The organism is Nocardia yamanashiensis NBRC 100130 (genome assembly GCF_001613325.1).
GTDB lineage: Bacteria > Actinomycetota > Actinomycetes > Mycobacteriales > Mycobacteriaceae > Nocardia > Nocardia yamanashiensis.
Map to the genome: position 1 here is coordinate 26,434 of NZ_BDCD01000032.1, position 16,451 is coordinate 42,884.

12 protein-coding genes are annotated in these 16,451 nt (G+C 69.1%); 7 read left to right on the plus strand and 5 right to left on the minus strand.

All coding sequences use genetic code 11. From position 1 onward, the window contains the following. Positions 1-16: 16 nt before the first annotated feature. Positions 17-3,634 (minus strand): transglutaminase family protein, encoded by a 3,618-nt coding sequence (locus NY1_RS32830; protein WP_067721099.1) that lies wholly within the window; start codon positions 3,632-3,634, stop codon positions 17-19. Between the two features lie 167 nt (positions 3,635-3,801). On the opposite strand from NY1_RS32830, the gene NY1_RS32835 reads away from it, so the two are divergent. From NY1_RS32835 to NY1_RS32845, 3 genes are all read left to right on the plus strand, one after another. Continuing rightward, the gene (locus tag NY1_RS32835) at positions 3,802-4,026 is read left to right on the plus strand and encodes a hypothetical protein (protein ID WP_067721045.1); all 225 of its coding nucleotides are present in this window, start codon (positions 3,802-3,804) and stop codon (positions 4,024-4,026) included. 16 nt (positions 4,027-4,042) lie between these two features. Continuing rightward, positions 4,043-4,684: a hypothetical protein gene (locus NY1_RS32840; RefSeq protein WP_067721046.1), complete on the plus strand. Its 642-nt coding sequence runs from the start codon at positions 4,043-4,045 to the stop codon at positions 4,682-4,684. 142 nt (positions 4,685-4,826) lie between these two features. Next, entirely contained in the window at positions 4,827-5,018 is a 192-nt protein-coding gene (locus NY1_RS32845) for a hypothetical protein (RefSeq protein ID WP_067721047.1), read from the plus strand. Between the two features lie 122 nt (positions 5,019-5,140). Here the strand turns inward: NY1_RS32845 and recR are convergent, their stop codons facing one another. Both recR and NY1_RS32855 read right to left on the minus strand, forming a co-directional pair. Further along, positions 5,141-5,749, minus strand: coding sequence for a recombination mediator RecR (recR, locus tag NY1_RS32850; RefSeq protein WP_067721048.1), 609 nt, complete (start codon positions 5,747-5,749; stop codon positions 5,141-5,143). Between the two features lie 15 nt (positions 5,750-5,764). Further along, a complete protein-coding gene (locus tag NY1_RS32855; RefSeq protein WP_067721049.1) occupies positions 5,765-6,097 on the minus strand; it encodes a YbaB/EbfC family nucleoid-associated protein in 333 nt (110 codons plus the stop codon). 160 nt (positions 6,098-6,257) lie between these two features. On the opposite strand from NY1_RS32855, the gene NY1_RS32860 reads away from it, so the two are divergent. Further along, a complete protein-coding gene (locus tag NY1_RS32860; RefSeq protein ID WP_067721100.1) occupies positions 6,258-7,076 on the plus strand; it encodes a MerR family transcriptional regulator in 819 nt (272 codons plus the stop codon). A gap of 15 nt (positions 7,077-7,091) precedes the next feature. Continuing rightward, positions 7,092-7,442, plus strand: coding sequence for a VOC family protein (locus NY1_RS32865; RefSeq protein ID WP_067721050.1), 351 nt, complete (start codon positions 7,092-7,094; stop codon positions 7,440-7,442). A 9-nt stretch (positions 7,443-7,451) separates the two neighbouring features. Here NY1_RS32865 and NY1_RS32870 read toward each other — a convergent pair whose 3' ends face one another. Next, positions 7,452-7,886: an SRPBCC family protein gene (locus NY1_RS32870; RefSeq protein ID WP_067721101.1), complete on the minus strand. Its 435-nt coding sequence runs from the start codon at positions 7,884-7,886 to the stop codon at positions 7,452-7,454. 195 nt (positions 7,887-8,081) lie between these two features. Here NY1_RS32870 and NY1_RS32875 point away from each other — a divergent pair, with 195 nt between their 5' ends. Further along, a complete protein-coding gene (locus NY1_RS32875; protein ID WP_233434590.1) occupies positions 8,082-8,999 on the plus strand; it encodes a hypothetical protein in 918 nt (305 codons plus the stop codon). Between the two features lie 4 nt (positions 9,000-9,003). On the opposite strand, the gene NY1_RS32880 is transcribed toward NY1_RS32875, so the two are convergent. After that, complete coding sequence (locus NY1_RS32880; protein ID WP_084535786.1) at positions 9,004-10,353, minus strand: ArsB/NhaD family transporter; 1,350 nt, start codon at positions 10,351-10,353, stop codon at positions 9,004-9,006. Positions 10,354-10,472: 119 nt separating this feature from the next. On the opposite strand from NY1_RS32880, the gene NY1_RS32885 reads away from it, so the two are divergent. After that, positions 10,473-16,403, plus strand: coding sequence for a WD40 domain-containing protein (locus NY1_RS32885; protein ID WP_067721052.1), 5,931 nt, complete (start codon positions 10,473-10,475; stop codon positions 16,401-16,403). Positions 16,404-16,451 lie beyond the last annotated feature (48 nt).

Consider the following 16,451-nt stretch of genomic DNA (forward strand, 5'->3'; position numbering starts at 1 on the left):
CCACTTCCCCGGATGCCTATCGGTCGCGGGCCGCGTTCCACACGGTGCGAGCCCGGCGGAGGTCGAGTATTCCGGGCGCGCCGATGTCGGTGGCCTGTATGGCCATTTTGGCACGCAGATCGGCGATGTCGACCGGACCCGGGGTATGTCCGAAAGGTTCGAACAGCCGGTTGCGCCGCGATTGCGCCTCGACCGAGTTCACCGGCGGTCCCGCGTAGTACAACCCGCCCGGATGCGAGACGTAGTACGTGCACCCGCCGCGCGACAGCCCCGATTCCAGATCCACCACGTCGAAGGTCAGCGGCGCGTCCACGGTCAGCGAGGGATGCAGCGCGTTCGGCGGCTGCCAGGCCCGGTACCGGACACCCGCGACCTGCACGTCCGCCTTGCTGGTGGCGAGCAGCGGGACCGGGTAACCATTGCAGGTCACCGCGTAGCGCCCGCGATCCGCGCCCACCACCCGCACCTGCAGCCGTTCCACCGACGAATCCACGTAGCGGGCCGTGCCGGTGGCGACGGTCTGCTCACCGAGGGTGTTCCACGGTTCGATGGCCCCGCGTAGTTCCACTTCCATATCCCCGAGTACCACCGTGCCCAGGCGCGGAAAACGGAACTCGGCAAAAGGTTCCAGCCAGCTGGTATCGAATTCGATACCGTGCGAACGCAGATCGGCCGCGACCTCCGCGATATCGGTCAGCACATAGTGCGGCAACAGGTATCGGCCGTACAGGTTGGCCCCGTGCCGGATCAGCGGCGCCGTGTACGGATGCTCCCAGAATCGCAGCACCAGCGCCCGCACCAGCAGCGATTGCACCATGGCCATCCGGAAGTGCGGGGGCATCTCGAAGCCGCGCAGCTCCACCAGGCCGAGCCGCCCGCGCGCCGAATCCGGGCTGTACAGCTTGTCGATGCAGAACTCGGCCCGATGCGTGTTGCCGGTGAGGTCGACCAGCAGATGCCGCAGCGCGCGGTCCACGTCCCAGGGCGCGGAGGTCCGCTCCCCCTCGCCCGACAATCTGGCGATCTCCGCAAACGCGATCTCCAACTCGTACAACGCCTCCGGCCGCCCCTCGTCGACGCGCGGCGCCTGCGAGGTCGGCCCGATGAACCGCCCCGAGAACAGATACGACAGCGCCGGATGCCGCTGCCAATAGGTCAGCATCGAAACCAGCAGATCCGGTCGGCGCAGCATGGGCGAGCGCGCGGGCGTGGCCCCGCCCAGCGTGATGTGATTCCCCCCGCCGGTCCCGCTGTTGCTGCCGTCCACATCGAACGATTCGGTGCCCAGCCGGGCTTCGCGCGCCTGCTCGTACAGCGTCTCCAGCAATCGCGCCTGCTCCGCGAAACTGCTCGTCGGCTGAATGTTCACCTCGATCACCCCGGGATCCGGCGTGATCGACAGCGACTGCAAGCGCGCATCCACCGGCGGCGCATAGCCTTCCAGCACGACCGGCTGCCCGACGGCCGCGGCCGCCGCTTCTACCCGCCGCACCAGATCGCAGAACGCCCCGAACTCCTCCACCGGCGGCAGGAATACGAACAGCCGCTCCTCGCGCATCTCGGCGACCAGCGCACTGATCGGCGCGCGGTCAGCCGACTCCACCACCGCGGGCGGCTCCGCCGCGCTCCAGGGCATCCGCTCCGCGAAGGGATCCGCATCCGGCCGCGCGGGCGGAGACTGCCACGACACCGACCCGAGCGGCAACCGCAACCCGGCCGGAGAATCGCCCTCGGTCAAGACGATTCGGCCACGCCGCAACCGCCAATCGGCGCTCGCCCACCCCGCCTCGTCCGCGCGCCGATACAGCGACAGCACATAGGCGGCGGGCTCGGCCACCGCGGCATCCAGCTCGGCGAGCAATGCCTTCCGCGCTTGCACCGAGTCCGCACCCGGCAACAGGTCATCACCGTGTACGACTGGTTCGCCCTGTGGCGCACGCGATTTCGCGGCCAGCCGCAGCAGCGCGTCTTCGTAGGCCGGCCGCACCTGCCCTTCCGGCAAGCCGAGTCCGGCCGCCACCGCCAGCATCAGCCGGCGCGCCGGATCATGCTGCGCGGTAATGCCTTCCGCGGTTTCCCGTTGTCCGCCATCGGGAGGCGCGGGTCGGGAACCGGAACCGTTGGCCTGCGCCGGATTCGCGATCGGCCCGCGGCGGTCGGCGAGATCGCCCGGCACCGGTGCGGTGACCACACGCTCCGGGGACTGTGGCACGGGCGGCTGAACCACCGCGTTCGGTCGTTCAGCGGGAACGCTGTGCGCCGCCGGCGGGATCAATGCGCGGGCCGGAGCGGGCTTCGGATCCGCCGCGCCGAACTCGAGCGTCGTGTCCGCCCGCTCGGACGAGCCGGCGGACGCCGGGAGCCAGGGATCGATCAGCAGGGATTGATCGGTCCAGAGGGGGTGGGCGTCGGTGCGCCAGAGCAGGGCGATATCCCAGCGGGGCAGGGGTTCGCCCGGGTACCACTTGCCTTGGCGGTATTGGACTATGCCCGTCGGGGCGTAGATGGCGCGGAGGCGATTGGCCAGGTCGGCGGCGCGTTCGCGCTTGTGCGGGCCGTCGGCGGCGGTGGTCCATTCCGGGCTGGTCTGATCGTCGATGGAGACGAAGGTGGGTTCGCCGCCCAGGGTGAGACCGATATCGGCGGCGGCGGTGCGGGCGTCGACGGTGGCCGCGGCGGCGGTGATGCGCTGCCATTGGATATCGCGGTAGGGCAGGGTGATTCGCGGATCTTCGTGAATGCGGCTGACGGTGTTGGAGAAATCGAGGGTGGCGGTGACCGGGTCGGTGGCGCCGGTGATGGGGGCCGAGGAGACCGGGTGCGGGGTGGCGGCGAGCGGAATGTGACCTTCGCCGGCGAAGAGACCGGAGGTGGGATCGAGACCGACCCAGCCCGCACCGGGCAGATAGACCTCGGTCCAGGCGTGCAGGTCGGTGAAGTCGGCGGGCGGGCCGGAGGGGCCGTCCAGCGAGGGCACGTCCTGGGCCAGCTGGATCAGGTAGCCGGAGACGAACCTTGCGGCCAAACCGAATTCGCGCAGGATCGAGACCAGCAGCCAGGCCGAGTCGCGGCAGGAGCCGAGGGCGGTGCGCAGGGTGTGGTCGGGGGTCTGCACCCCGGGCTCCATGCGGATGGTGTAGCCGACGGCTTCCCGCAGCGCCTGGTTGACGGCGACCAGGAATTCGATACTGCGCGGAAAATCCTTCGGGGCGTGGGCGCGCACGAATTCGAGCACGGCTTCGCCTGGGCCGGAACCGGATTCACGCTCGTCCACCGGGCGCAGATAGACCTCGAGATCGGCGGCCAGCTGCGGGCTGTAGGCGAAAGGGAAATGCTCGGCGTAATCCTCGACGAAGAAGTCGAACGGATTGATCACGTCCAGGTCGGCGATCAGCCCGATATCGATCGAGAGTTCGCGCGCGGGCTCCTGGAACACCAGGCGCGCAAGGAAATTGCCGAACGCGTCCTGCTGCCAGTTCACGAAGTGGTCCGCGGGCGTCACCCGCATGGAATAGGCCTCGATGGTGGTGCGGGTGTGCGGCGCGGGCCGCAACCGCACCACGTGCGGATGGATGCGCACGGGCCGGTCGAAGGAGTAGGTGGTGCGATGTTCCAGGGACACTTTGATGCCCATGACCAAGTTCACCACGGCGTCGTGCTCGCGGCGTGCGATTCCTGTTAAGCCACCGTGAACCCGGGGCGCGACACGCGGGTGATTTCCGGACAGTTCGGACGACACGCGGTGACCTCCCACAGTTGTCGGACCCGAGTGATAGGACTCGTAGGGACAAGGAGGTTGGAATGAGCGACCCCGAATGCTCGCGCTGCGCAGCGGTGCTCGACCACTGTCACGGGACCCTGCTGGCGCACGCCGACGGCTCTCTCGAATGCACCGACCAGGACTGCCACGACACCGACCGGGTCCGGCACCTGTTCATCGCCGACTGCTCGGACGTGGCGGGCGGCTGCCACTGCCTGGTCACCACCGAGTACATCCGGACCGGGCCGCAGACCCTCGCGGGCTGACAACTAGCCTGGCCGGGTGAGCTACGACCACGTACTGCTGCCCTCCGGCGCCGCCGCGACACCCGCCGAGGTGGACGCGTACCTGACCACGCAGGACGGGAAACCGGCGGTCGAGGCGATCGCCGGGTTCGCGGCCGAGCTGGACCGGCGCAATGGGGAGCTGGACGAGATCGACGCGTTCCTGGGCGCGCCCGCGGTCGACGGGGCCATGGGCGAGGTGCTGTTCGTCTCCAGCCCGTACGACGCGATCGGGCATCTGCGCGGGGTGCTGTTCGAGCTGGCGACGCCGCGCGGGTACGCGGTCTACGATCCGCAGCTGGCCTGGCTGATCGATCCGGCGGGGGCGGTGCCGCTCACCGTGAATCACGGCGGGGCGGGTGAGTTCCCCTATCTGACAAAGGAACTCGTCGAGTTGTGGGTGCCGGAGCTGGGGGCGCCGGGGCCGTATCTGATCGCCGAGCGGGCGGATCAGGATTACATCCAGACCTACCGGCACGAGGACGGCCGATACGACCTGGAGTATCGGGCGGGGTCGCCGGACAAGCATTTCGCCATCGCGCTGGGGGATGCGAAATTGGTGTCGGAGCTCATCTGGGAGTGGGCGACGGGTGAGCGGGAGCGGTTCGATTCGCTCGACTGGCAGCGGCTGACCTTCTGACGATTTTCCGGTCTCCGGCATAACGGACATATTTCTTTTCGAAAAGGTGGTGTCCGCTTACAAGATTCATGGGCGCAGGAACGCTAGCATTTCGCTTCGTTCCGGCTAGTTCTCGTAATCACTTCCGGCGAGGAGAGAACCCATGAAGCTAGTCCCGAAGCTCAGCGGCCCGAGGCTACGCAAGAGCCTGGCCGTGGTAGCCGGTGTGGCGGCGACGTTCGCCGTGGCGGTGGCCTTGCACGCCACCGGCGCGGGCGCGGACATCCCCCGGAACCTCCAGCACATCCCCTGCCCCCAGCCGGCGGCGCTGCCCGCGCCGCCGACTTGGACTTAGACAACTCTCGTAGGCTCTCAGGGGCTTCGCCCCTGAAACCCCTCGCCCAGGATCTCGGGGCTGCGCCCGAGGAACCCCGCTGGCCGAGGATCCCGGGCTGCGCCGCGAAACCGGCTGTACGACTAGAGTGCCCGGCGGCCCGAGAGGGCTCGGCCGAGGGTTAGTTCGTCGGCGAACTCGAGGTCGCCGCCCATCGGGAGGCCGGAGGCCAGGCGGGTGACCGACAGGCCGGGGAAATCGCGGAGCATGCGGACCAGGTAGGTGGCCGTGGCTTCGCCTTCGGTATTGGGGTCGGTGGCGATGATGACCTCGGTGACGTCGACGCCGTCGTCCTGATTGCCGATGCGGGTGAGCAGTTCGCGGATGCGGAGCTGGTCGGGGCCGATGCCGGACAACGGGTCGAGGGCGCCGCCGAGCACGTGGTAGCGGCCGCGGAATTCGCGGGTGCGCTCGATGGCCTGCACGTCCTTGGGTTCCTCGACCACGCAGATCATGGTGCGGTCGCGGCGCGGATCGGCGCAGATGCGGCAGAGTTCGCCGTCGGAGACGGTGCCGCAGACCGAGCAGAACCGCACGCCGTCGCGCACCTTCTGCAATGCCGACTGCAGGCGGTCGATCTCCGGCGGCTCCACCGAGAGGAAATGAAAAGCGATGCGCTGCGCGCTCTTCGGACCGATGCCGGGCAGCTTGCCCAGTTCGTCGATCAGATCCTGAACGGGACCCTCGTACACCTGCGCCTTCCCCGACTAGAAACCGGGCAGGGCGCCGCCGCCGAGGCCGCCCGCGAGCGGTCCCAGGCGTTCGGCCGCCACCTGCTGGGCATTCTCCATGGCATTGTTGATCGCCCCGATGACCAGGTCCTGGAGGGTGTCGACATCCTCCGGATCGACGATCTTGGGGTCGATGGTGAGCGCCAGCACCTCACCGGTGGCCTTGATCCGGGCCCGCACCAGGCCGCCGCCCGCTTCGCCCTCGACCTCGGCCTCGGCGATCTCCTGCTGCGCGGCCATGACGGCCTGCTGCATCTGAGCGGCCTGGGCCATCAACTGCTGGATGTCGAACTCTCCACCGGGCTGCACGGCGTTTCCTCTCTGCGGGGAAGTGATTGCCGCCCAGCCTAGTCGCGGAACGCGGCGACCGGCCCCGACCCCCGCGCCGACGGCAGGGGTTCGCGGGCCGGAGATGCGAAAACTCCCCGCTCCTTGACTCTCCCCCGGTGGGAGGGTGTTCGCTGAAGGCATGACGGCAACGGTCCCGATCGGGGAGTTCTCCAAGCTCAGCCATCTGAGCGTGAAGGCGCTGCGGTACTACCACGAGATCGAACTACTGGAACCGGTGCGGATCGATCCCGGCTCCGGGTACCGCTTCTATTCGACCGATCAGGTGGACCAGGCGCATCTGATCCGGCGGTTGCGCGAGCTGAACATGCCGGTGCCGGAGATCCGCGAGGTGCTCTCGGCGCCGGATCGCGCGAGCCGGGACGCGGCGCTGCGGGCGCATCTGGAGCGGATGGAAGCCGAGCTGCAGCGCACCCGCGATGTGGTGGCCTCGCTGCGCACGCTGCTGCTGCCGCCCGCGGAGATCACGGTCCAGGTCGAATATCGTTCCGTCCCAAGCTTTCCCGCCCTGTCGGTCGCCGAAGTGGTACTGCGGGAGGTGATCGGCGACTGGTGCGACGAGCAGTTCCCGCCGCTCTACATCTCCCTGGAGGGCCTCGGCATCCAGCCCGCGGGACCCGGCGGCGCGACCTACTCCCCCGAGTTCTTCGAGGAGGACAAGGGCGAGGTGATGGCCTTCGTGCCGATCGACCCGGCGGACCGGGAACGCGCGGCGACGCTCGGCACGGTCGTCGATCTACCGGCCCGCCGGTTCGCGGTGGCCACCCATGTCGGGCCGTTCACCGATTTCGACATCACCTACGGCGCGCTGGGCACCTTCGTCGCCGAACACGACACCGCACTCGCGGAACCCATTCGCGAGCTCTACCTAGCCGGTCCGGGGGACGTCGTGCCCTCGGACTACATCACCGAAATCTGCTGGCCCATCGGCCGGCTCTGAACAGGAGACATCGATATGTCCGTGAAACTCGCCAATATCACCTTCGACTGCGCGAACGCCGCCGAGCTGGCCGGGTTCTACGCCCAGCTGCTCGACCTTGCCGTCGACCCGGACGCCAACGAGCATTTCGCCACCGTCGGCCAGACCTCGGGTCACGCGCCGACGCTCATGTTCATCCACGTCCCGGACAAGACACCCGGCAAGAATGTGGTGCACCTGGATCTGGCGTCGGACGATCAGCCCGCCGGAATCGAGCGCGCGATCGCGCTGGGCGCCAAGCACATCGCCGATTTCGACGAGTACGGCATCAAATGGGCGACGCTGGCCGATCCCGAAGGGAATCTGTTCGATATCGCCGCCCACTGACGACCGGGATTACGCGAGTTCGCGCTTCAGGTTCTCCAGCACCTCGGCCTGGATCTTCTTCAGGCCGAGGGGGGCGAAGATGCCTTCGAAGATGCCGCCGATACCGCCGGCGCCCTTCCAGCTGGTGCGCACGGTGACCAGCGAGCCACTGCCGGAGGGGGTCACGGTCCAGGTGGTGACCATGGAGGAGTTCGAATCCCGTTCCGTCACCATGGAATCGGAGACCGAGATGGTGGCGTGCACATTGCGGGACCGCTTCTCGGTGGCCTGCAGCGTCCAGTCGGCGACGGTGCCGGCGCCCTTGCCGCCCTCGACCACCTTGTAGTCGCGGTAGTGCGAGGACAGGATGCGCGGCCGCACCGTCTCGTAGTCCGCGAGAGCGTCCAGAGTCCGCTTCGGATCGGCCGTCACGACGATCGAACTGGAGGCGCTGACCTGTCCCACCATGTGCTCCTTACTGATTGCACGGATTGCCCGGCTGTACCCTGCTGCCGCCCGGTTATGCTACGCCCGATTCCGCCCCGGCCGGGTTCCCGCGGGTACCCACGGCGAACCTTCAAGCCGGGCAATCCCTTCGGAATCGGGCGTCGGCCGAGGTAGCGGGCCTATCCTGGGGGTGGCACCGAGGGGGAGGCGCGGATGATGAAACGCATCGCGAAGTGGTTGCGCGCCAATCTGGACGGGGCCGTGGTGCTGGGCATCGCATTCACGGCGGTGGCGATCCAGGCGATCGATATCTTCGGGGACGCCATCTCTCAAGAGCTGGCCGCCGGCTTCGTGGGGGCGGCGACCTTGGCGGTGCTGGGCCTGCTGGCCATGATGCTGTTGCGCGATCGGCAGGAAATGGCGCGCGCGGTGCGCGATACGACGGCCGTGCGATTGCTGTACGGATCGGAGATCGGGCAGCAGCACACGCTGTCCCGCCGCGACACCGACCAATGGGTATGCAAGGGCGGCACCGGGTCCTATCTGCGGGCGGTCACGCTGCCCATGCTGCTGGAGAAGGCGCGCCGGGAACAGCGGACGCTGCGGATGCAGATCGAGATTCTGGATCCCGGCAATGTGCCGCTGTGCCAGGCCGACGCGCAGTACCGGACCTCGCTGCAACCCCAGGGTGATGCGGCCGGACGCCCGTGGACCGCCGAGCGGATTCGCAAGCAGTGCTATGCGACCGTGCTCGCGGCGTACTGGCACGGGCAGCAGTCGGAATTCCTGACCATCGATCTGGCGGTGTCGGCGGGTACCACCACATTTCGCTGGGACCTGTCGGCCAGCGGGGTCATCATGACGCAACGGAATCCGACCACGCCGGCGCTGTTCTTCGAGCGCGGCAAGCCGCACTATCAGGACTTCACCAGGGAGCTGGCGGTGAGTTTCCGACAGGCGCGCCAGATTCCGCTCGGCTATCGCGGGGATCTGACGCCGCCTGCCGAGCCGAGCCTGGAGCAGGTGCGGCGGCTGTTCACGCACTTGAGCCTGCCGCTGCCGGCCACCTATACCGATCGGGATGTGAGCGAGATCGTCCGGTACGCGCTGCGCCCGGAGAATCCGTTCTGAGCGGCTAACCGGTCAGCAGCAGCCCGCCGACCGCCGCCGCGGTCGCCGTGACGGCCAGCACCGCTCCGGTCAGCACGAAGCGCCGCATAGGAATCCGGACGGCGTGAGTGCGGCAGAACTCCAGGCACAGCAGCGTGGCCAGGGAAGCCCAGGGCGTGATCACCGGCCCGACATTGGTGCCGATCAGCAAGGCCAGCAATTGGTTTCGCTCGCCCGCTGGGATCACCGCCTCGCCCGCCGTGTACGCGGGCAGGTTGTTCACCAGATTCGACAGCCCCGCCCCCGCCGCCGCTGCCCGGATTGCGCCGCCCACCCCGGAGTCGTCTCCGATGAGCCCGTGCATCAGCTCCGAGAGCCCGTACCGGCTCAGCGTGGGGACCACCAGGAACAGCCCCGCCACGAAAACCAGCAGCTGCCAGGGGATCAGCGACCAGCGCAGCGCGGAACGGTCGAAGACCGCGAACGCCCCCAATGCGATCACCGCCGCGCCGGTCGCCGCCAGCCCGATACTGTCGCCGACGAACGGGATCGCCAGCACGAACAGCACGCACGCCCCCGCCGTCGTGTACATGAGAATCCGTTCCCGCGCATCCGCCGGGCGTACCGGCTCCGGCACCACGTACCGCTCCGCCCCGCGCTCGGTCCGCCGCCAGTACCACCACCACAGGCACACCATGGTGACGAGCACCGAAAACGCCTGCGGCAGCCACATTCTCGCCGCGAACCCGGTGGCGTCCAGCGCGACCCGATCGGCCGCCAGCAGGTTGGTCAGGTTCGACACCGGCAGCAGCAGACTCGCGGTATTGGCCAGCCACAGCGTCGTCATGGCCAGCGGCACCGGCGCGATCCGCGCCGGAATCGCCAGCGCCAGCATGACCGGCGTCAGCAGCACCGCGGTCGTATCCAGATTCAGCACCGTCGTCGTAGTGGCCGCGAACAGCACACACAACAGGAACAGCGCTGCGTAATTCCCGCCCGCGATGATGGCCAGCCGATGCGCGATCACATCGAACACCTTGGCCCGCCTGGTCAGCTCGGCGAGCACGATCACGCTCGCCAGGAACAACAGCAACGGCGCGATCCGCCGCATATTGTCGGCCGCTTCCGCACGCGGCAGCAGACCGGTGGCGACACACAGCAATCCGATCGCGAGCAGGCCCAGCCGGATGCCGTCGAGCAGGCTCAGCCGCGTGCGCAGGCTGCGGAGCCAGTCGCGAAAGGCGCGGCCCGGGCGGGTGCCGGCGGGTCGGGCCGGCCGGTCACGACGGATACCGGACGGGCGGGAGCGAGCCGGGCGATCATGGGCAGGCGAAGGCGCGCCTTCGGGCCCGGGGCCCGGTGGATCCGATTCCATCCGTCCTCGCACAGTCGGTCATCTCAGGGGGATCTAGCGCGCGACCCAGACCACATCGTGTCCGGTCCGATCCTATTCAGTTGCCCCCGATAAGTATTCCGCAGAGTAATACTGGTGCGGTGAGTTCGACGGGAGGGCGGCCCGGAGAGTTCTTCATCAGCTACTCGCCGGCCGACGAACGGTGGGCGACCTGGCTGGCGTGGGAGCTGGAGACGGCCGGGGCGGGATATCGGACACTGCTGCAGTCCTGGGACTTCGCGCCGGGGGCGGATTTCGACGATTTCGCCTATCGCGGGGTGCGGGAAGCAGCGGCGGTACTGGTGGTGTGGTCGCCGAACTATGTGGCGGCGCGGCACACCAATCCGGAATGGCGGGCGGCGCTGGACACCGACCCGGGCAAGCTGCTGGCGGTGCGGGTGACGGAGTGCTCGCTGGAGGCGCTGCCGGCGGGCGTCGACTGCCTGGATCTGGTGCAGGTGAGCGATGGCGCGGCCGCGCGCGAACAGGTGCTGGAGTGGGTGGCGCACTTGCCGGGCGGGCGGAGCGGGCCAGGATTCCCGGTGCGGCGCAGCGGCTTCGGGCATTTCGAAGAGCCGGCGGGGACGGGGCGGAAGCGTCCACCGACCGCGCCGGCGTTCCCGGGCGGGGGCGCGCCGGACCAGCGGCGCACCGGGGTTTCGATACTGCACGTCGCGGGTCCGCGCTTCGGGCGGGCCGGGACGCTCGATGCCGCCGCGCACGATCCGGAGACGCTGCAATCGCAGATCCGGGGCGCGGTCGGCGAACTCGCGGACCGGCAGGTGCCCGCCCCGGATCTGCTGGTGGTCAGCGGCGATCTCACCGAATCGGCGAACCTCACCGAATTCCAGAGCGCCGCAACATTTCTGCGCGGACTGCGCGTGCTGCTCAAGCTGGAGCCGGGCCGGGTCGTGGTGGTGCCGGGCAATCACGACGTGTCGAAACCGCTGTGCCATTCGTACATGCTGGAATGCGAGGCCAACAATCGCCGCCCGCAACCGCCGTACTATCGCAAGCTCGAACTGTACGAGCGCATGTTCACCGAGGTCTTCCGGGGCATGGACGATCTGGTGTTCGGCAGCACCCAGCCGTGGACGCTGTTCCCGATTCCCGAGCTGCGCATGGTCGTGGCCGGACTGAATTCGACGCTGGCCGCGACGCATCTGGCGGACGACGATTACGGCTTCCTCGGCGATCCACAGGCCCTGTGGTTCGCCGAGCAGCTGCGGGAATTCGAGCGGCAGGGGTGGTTCCGGCTCGGCGTGCTGCGCCACGACCCGCTGCCGGACACCGGCACCTCGCCGTGGCATCCGGAACTGCTGCGCGATACCGCCGCCGCGTTCCGGCATCTCGCGCCGCGACTGAACCTGCTGCTGCACGGGCCCGGACCGGGCGGCGTGCACGCGGGCACGCTGGGCGACGCGCTGCCGGTGCTGCCCGCCGCCGGACCCGGGCGGGCCGAGATCATCCACGTGACCGCGACCGGATTGACCCGGTATCCGTGCGAGAACGGCACGGGCGGAACGGTTTCCATCGAGCGCACCTGGCGGCATGCCGCGGAGACGCTACCGAGCAGCCGGCCGGTCGTCGAGCTCCGGAAAGCGCCTGCCCCCGAACTGCCCGCGGCTCCGGCGTTGCGGCCCATCGATCTGCTGCTGGACCGGATCGAGGAGGTGTGCCGGGTGCGGTATCCGGGGGCCAAGCTCCGGCGCATTCCGGCCGGGCTGCCGTGCCTGCTGATCACGGCCAAGCGCGGAGAAGTGGTGGATCAGTGGCGGATCGGGGTGCACGACGGCGAGGTGACCTGGCCGATCGTCGAGGAATTCCTGAACCAGGATCCGGAGCCGGGTTCCGAACTCGTCTACAGCGGCCGCGCGCCCGACCGGCGCTTGCGGGAACGCGCGGGGCTGCGGGGCGTGCTGGTGCGCAGTTTCATCGATTTCCAGGGACTGGTCGATCTCGGCGAATACCTGCGCAACCAGACCGTGCGACTGCGGGAAGAGCCGCGCTACGCCTCCACCCTGTACGTGCCGCAACGCTTCCGGATCCTGGAGCGCGGCAGCCGCGAGATCCGCGCGGACCTGATCGACGAACTGCTGAATCAGGTGACCGCCGACGACGGCCGGTTCGTGCTGCTGCTCGGCGATTTCGGGCGCGGCAAATCGTTCGCGTTGCGCGAGCTGGCGTTACGGATCAGCGCCCGCGAACCCACCCTGGTTCCGCTGTTCATCGAACTGCGCACCCTCGACCGCACCCGCACGGTGGAAACCCTGATCGCCGCGCACCTGGCCAATCACGGCGAGGACCGCATCGATCTGGCGGCCCTGAACTACATGCTCGAACAGGGTCGCGTGGTGCTGCTGTTCGACGGCTTCGACGAACTGGTGTCCCGGCTCAGCTACGAGAGCGCCGCCGACCACATGGACACCCTGCTGCAAGCCGCCGTCGGCAAGGCCAAAGTCGTGGTGGCCGCCCGCACCCAGCACTTCCGCTCCCGCGACCAGGTCTCCATCGCCCTCGGCGAACGCCTGCGCACCCGCTCGGACCGCACCCTGATCAGCATCGAGGATTTCACCGACGACCAGGTCCGCGACTTCCTCGGCAATCGCTACCCCGATGCCGAATCGGCCGCCGCGAACCGTATGCGCCTGCTGCACCGCATCCCCGCCCTGCTCGCCCTGGCCCGCAACCCGCGCATGCTCAGCTTCATCGCCGAACTCGACGAGCACCGCCTGCGCGGCGTGGCCGACGCGGGCGAACTCATCGGCCCGACCATGCTCTACGAAGCCCTCCTGGATACTTGGCTGCGCTACGAGATCAGCCGAGCGCCCGCCGGACCCGACGGCCGCAGCGAACTACGCCTCGACGAACTACGCACGGCCGTAACCCTTTTCGCCCTCCGCGTCTGGAACTCCGGCGAACCCGACCTCGGCCTGGCGGACCTGGGCCCCGGGGACTTGAACGAGGTCGCCCAGCTCGTGGCCGAACGGTTCGGCACCGCCCGCCATCTCGGCGTCGCACAACTCGCCCACTATCTCGGAGCCCGCAGCCTCGTCGTCCGCACCGAAGACAACCGCTTCGCCCTCATCCACCCGTCGGTCACCGAGTGGCTGGTGATGCGACAGGTCAGCGACGAATTCGACAGCGGCGCGGAGACTCCCGCGCCACTGACCGCGCGCCACCTCGGCGATATGGCCGTCGGCTTTCTCTGCGACCTCGCCGATATCACCGCCCTGCGCTCCTGGATAGCCCGCATCGACCCGGACGCCACCGCCGAACCCGCCGGGCGCCCCGGAAATACCGATCGCCCGGATTCCACCGGTGCGGAGACGAACCAGGCCGCGGCGGACATCGGGCGGGCCAATGCGGTGCGCATCGCGACTCGCTTGCGGATCCGGCCCGATGCGGATCTGCGGGGGGCCATGTTGGCGGGCGCGGAGTTGTCGGATCGGGATCTGCGCCGGATCAATCTCTCGGGCGCCGATCTGAGCGGAGCGCGGCTGAGTGATACCGCTTTGGACGGGGCGGACCTGAGTGGGGCGCGCCTGGCCGGAGCCGATTTGGCGCGGACCACGCTGACCGGGGCGGATCTGCGGGACGCGGATCTGACCGAGGCGAATCTGGGTGGCGCCGATCTGAGCGGAGCCGATCTGAGCGGGGCGCGACTGCATCGCACCCGGCTGGATCATGCCGCGCTGACCGGCTCCGATCTGGAGCGCGCCGATCTGACCGCGGCGCGCTTGGTGCGGACCGATCTGTCCGGCAGTCGCGGGGCGGGCAGCCGGTGGACCCGGGCGGTACTGATCGAGGCCACCGGGCGTCCGGCGAATACCGCGCTGGCCGGGGCCATTCAGGTGCCGGGCACGGGGTCGGGAACCGAATTCGCCCCGGCGACAATCGGAGTCCGGCACGGGATCGATACGCAGCACGGACGGCTGCCCCGGCCGCTGGCCTACAGTCCGGACGGGCGGGCTATCGCATTGGGATGCGATTACGGCGGGGTGGTCATCTACGGGGCCGATACCGGGCGGACGTTGCGAACCTTGCAGGGGCATCAGGCGCGGGCCGTCGCGGTGGCGTTCACCGAGCACGTGCTGGTCTCGGGGTCGGCGGACGGCACCGCGCGGATTTGGGACGCGGCGACCGGGGAACTGCGGAAACTGCTGAGCGACTTCGCGAAATGGCCGTGGCCGTTGGAGGTGAACGCGGGCGGCGGCCTGCTCGCGACCGGGGACGCGGCGGGGGTGCTGCGGGTTTTCGAATTGCCGGGCGGCGAGCTCCGGCATCGATTCGGCCCGCCGCGCGGGTTCGCGCAGCGGATCTTCAGCCTGGCGTTCCACGATGATCGGCTGGCCGCGGCGTATCAGGACGGAACGATCCGGGTGTGGAACGCCCGGACCGGCTCCGAGACAGCGGTCTTCCCGGGCGATCCGGAGTCGGTGCGGCGATTGGCGTGGGACCCGTCCGGTACGCGGCTGGCGGCGGGCGGGGCGGACGGGAACCTGGCGATCCTGGATCTCGAAACGGGACAGCGACATCGGCTGGACGGGCATCGAGGCAGCGTCTACACCTTGGCATTTCATCCCAGCGACCCGGCGCTGCTCGCCACCGGCGACAATGCCGGGGCGGTGATCCTGTGGAATGCCCTGGCCGGCACGGTATTCCAGCAATGCGCCGAACACGGCAACGTCCCGGTGCACTGGCTGAGTTTCGATCCGGGCGGGGAACTGCTCGCCACCGGCGACGCGGCGGGGCTGGTGTTCGTGCGCGACGCGCGCGACGGTGCGCCGCGGCATCGGCTGGCCGGGCACACCAGTTCCATCTGGCCGTTCTCCTTCCGGCCGGACGGCAGCCAATTGGCCGTCGCCGACGGGCAATCCGCGCTGCGGATCTGGGATCCGGGCACCGGGGCGTGCCGCCATGTGCTGACCGGGCACGGCCGGCACGTGCGGGGCGTTTCGGTGAACGCGGACAGCACGCTGATCGCGGGCTGCGGCAACGACGGCAGTGTCCGGCTGTGGGACCTGCGGACCGGGCGGCTGGTGGACCGGATTCACGGTGACACGGATTCGCTGGTCCCGCTGGACTGGGCCGTCTTCGCACCGCACGATCCGAAACAGCTGGCCACCGTCGCCCGGGACGGCACCCTGCGGGTGTTCGCGGTGGACGGCAGCGCGCACGAGACCCGGATCAGCATCGATTCCGCGCCGGTCTGGGCCGTCGCCTACGACCCGGCGGGACGGCTGTTCGCCACCGCCAACGACGACGACACCGTCACCCTGTGGACGCTCAATACCGGCGGCGAGCACGCGGTGTGCGGGGAACATCGGGGCCGGGTGCGGTCGATCGCCTTCACCGCGGACGGCGGGCGCATGGCCACCGGCTGCGACGACGGCAAGATCCGGGTGTGGGAGGTGGCCACCGGCACCCTGCTGGATACGCTCTCGGACCGGCAGCAGGGCGAATCCGGTTGGGACACTCGCGAATCCGAGCCGCTCAAACGCGTCTACGGGGTGGGGGTGCATGCCGATCGGCTGGCCGGGGTGTCCTGGGACGCTACCGTGCGCATCTGGAATCCGCGCGCCGAACAGCCGCTCTACCGGCTCGGCGAGCATCACGGCAAGCTCTGGTGCGCGGCCGTGGACCGCACTGCCGGACTGCTCGCCACCGCAGGCGACGACCTGGTCATCCACCTGTGGGAGCTGGCGTCGGGACAACTGCTGCACAGCTTGACCGGGCATCGAAACCGGGTGCGGTCCTTGGCTTTCGATCCGGCCGGGGACTTGCTGGTGAGCGGCGGCAACGACGGCTGCGTCATGGTCTGGTCGCTGGGCGACGCGCCCGCCTTGCGCGCGACCCTGCTCGGCTTGCCCGAGGGCTGGGTGGCCTTCACCCCGGACGGCCGCTACAAGGCGGAAGGGCTGACGGCGGGCCAGTTCTGGCAGGTGATCGGCATGTACCGGTTCGAAGTGGGCGAGCTGGAGCCGTATCAGCCGCAGATCCGGCAACTCCGGCTCGACGAGCCGCTGTGAGCGCGGCCGGGCCCGGCTATGCTACGCCGCAGCCGGATCCGGCCGGAT

Coding starts and splice junctions, on each gene's coding strand:
- NY1_RS32880 (WP_084535786.1), bottom strand. CDS start 10,353: ATGGAATCGGATCCACCGGGCCCCGGGCCCGAAGGCGCGCCTTCGCCT.
- NY1_RS32845 (WP_067721047.1), top strand. CDS start 4,827: ATGAAGCTAGTCCCGAAGCTCAGCGGCCCGAGGCTACGCAAGAGCCTG.
- NY1_RS32860 (WP_067721100.1), top strand. CDS start 6,258: ATGACGGCAACGGTCCCGATCGGGGAGTTCTCCAAGCTCAGCCATCTG.
- NY1_RS32875 (WP_233434590.1), top strand. CDS start 8,082: ATGATGAAACGCATCGCGAAGTGGTTGCGCGCCAATCTGGACGGGGCC.
- NY1_RS32835 (WP_067721045.1), top strand. CDS start 3,802: ATGAGCGACCCCGAATGCTCGCGCTGCGCAGCGGTGCTCGACCACTGT.
- NY1_RS32830 (WP_067721099.1), bottom strand. CDS start 3,634: ATGGGCATCAAAGTGTCCCTGGAACATCGCACCACCTACTCCTTCGAC.
- NY1_RS32865 (WP_067721050.1), top strand. CDS start 7,092: ATGTCCGTGAAACTCGCCAATATCACCTTCGACTGCGCGAACGCCGCC.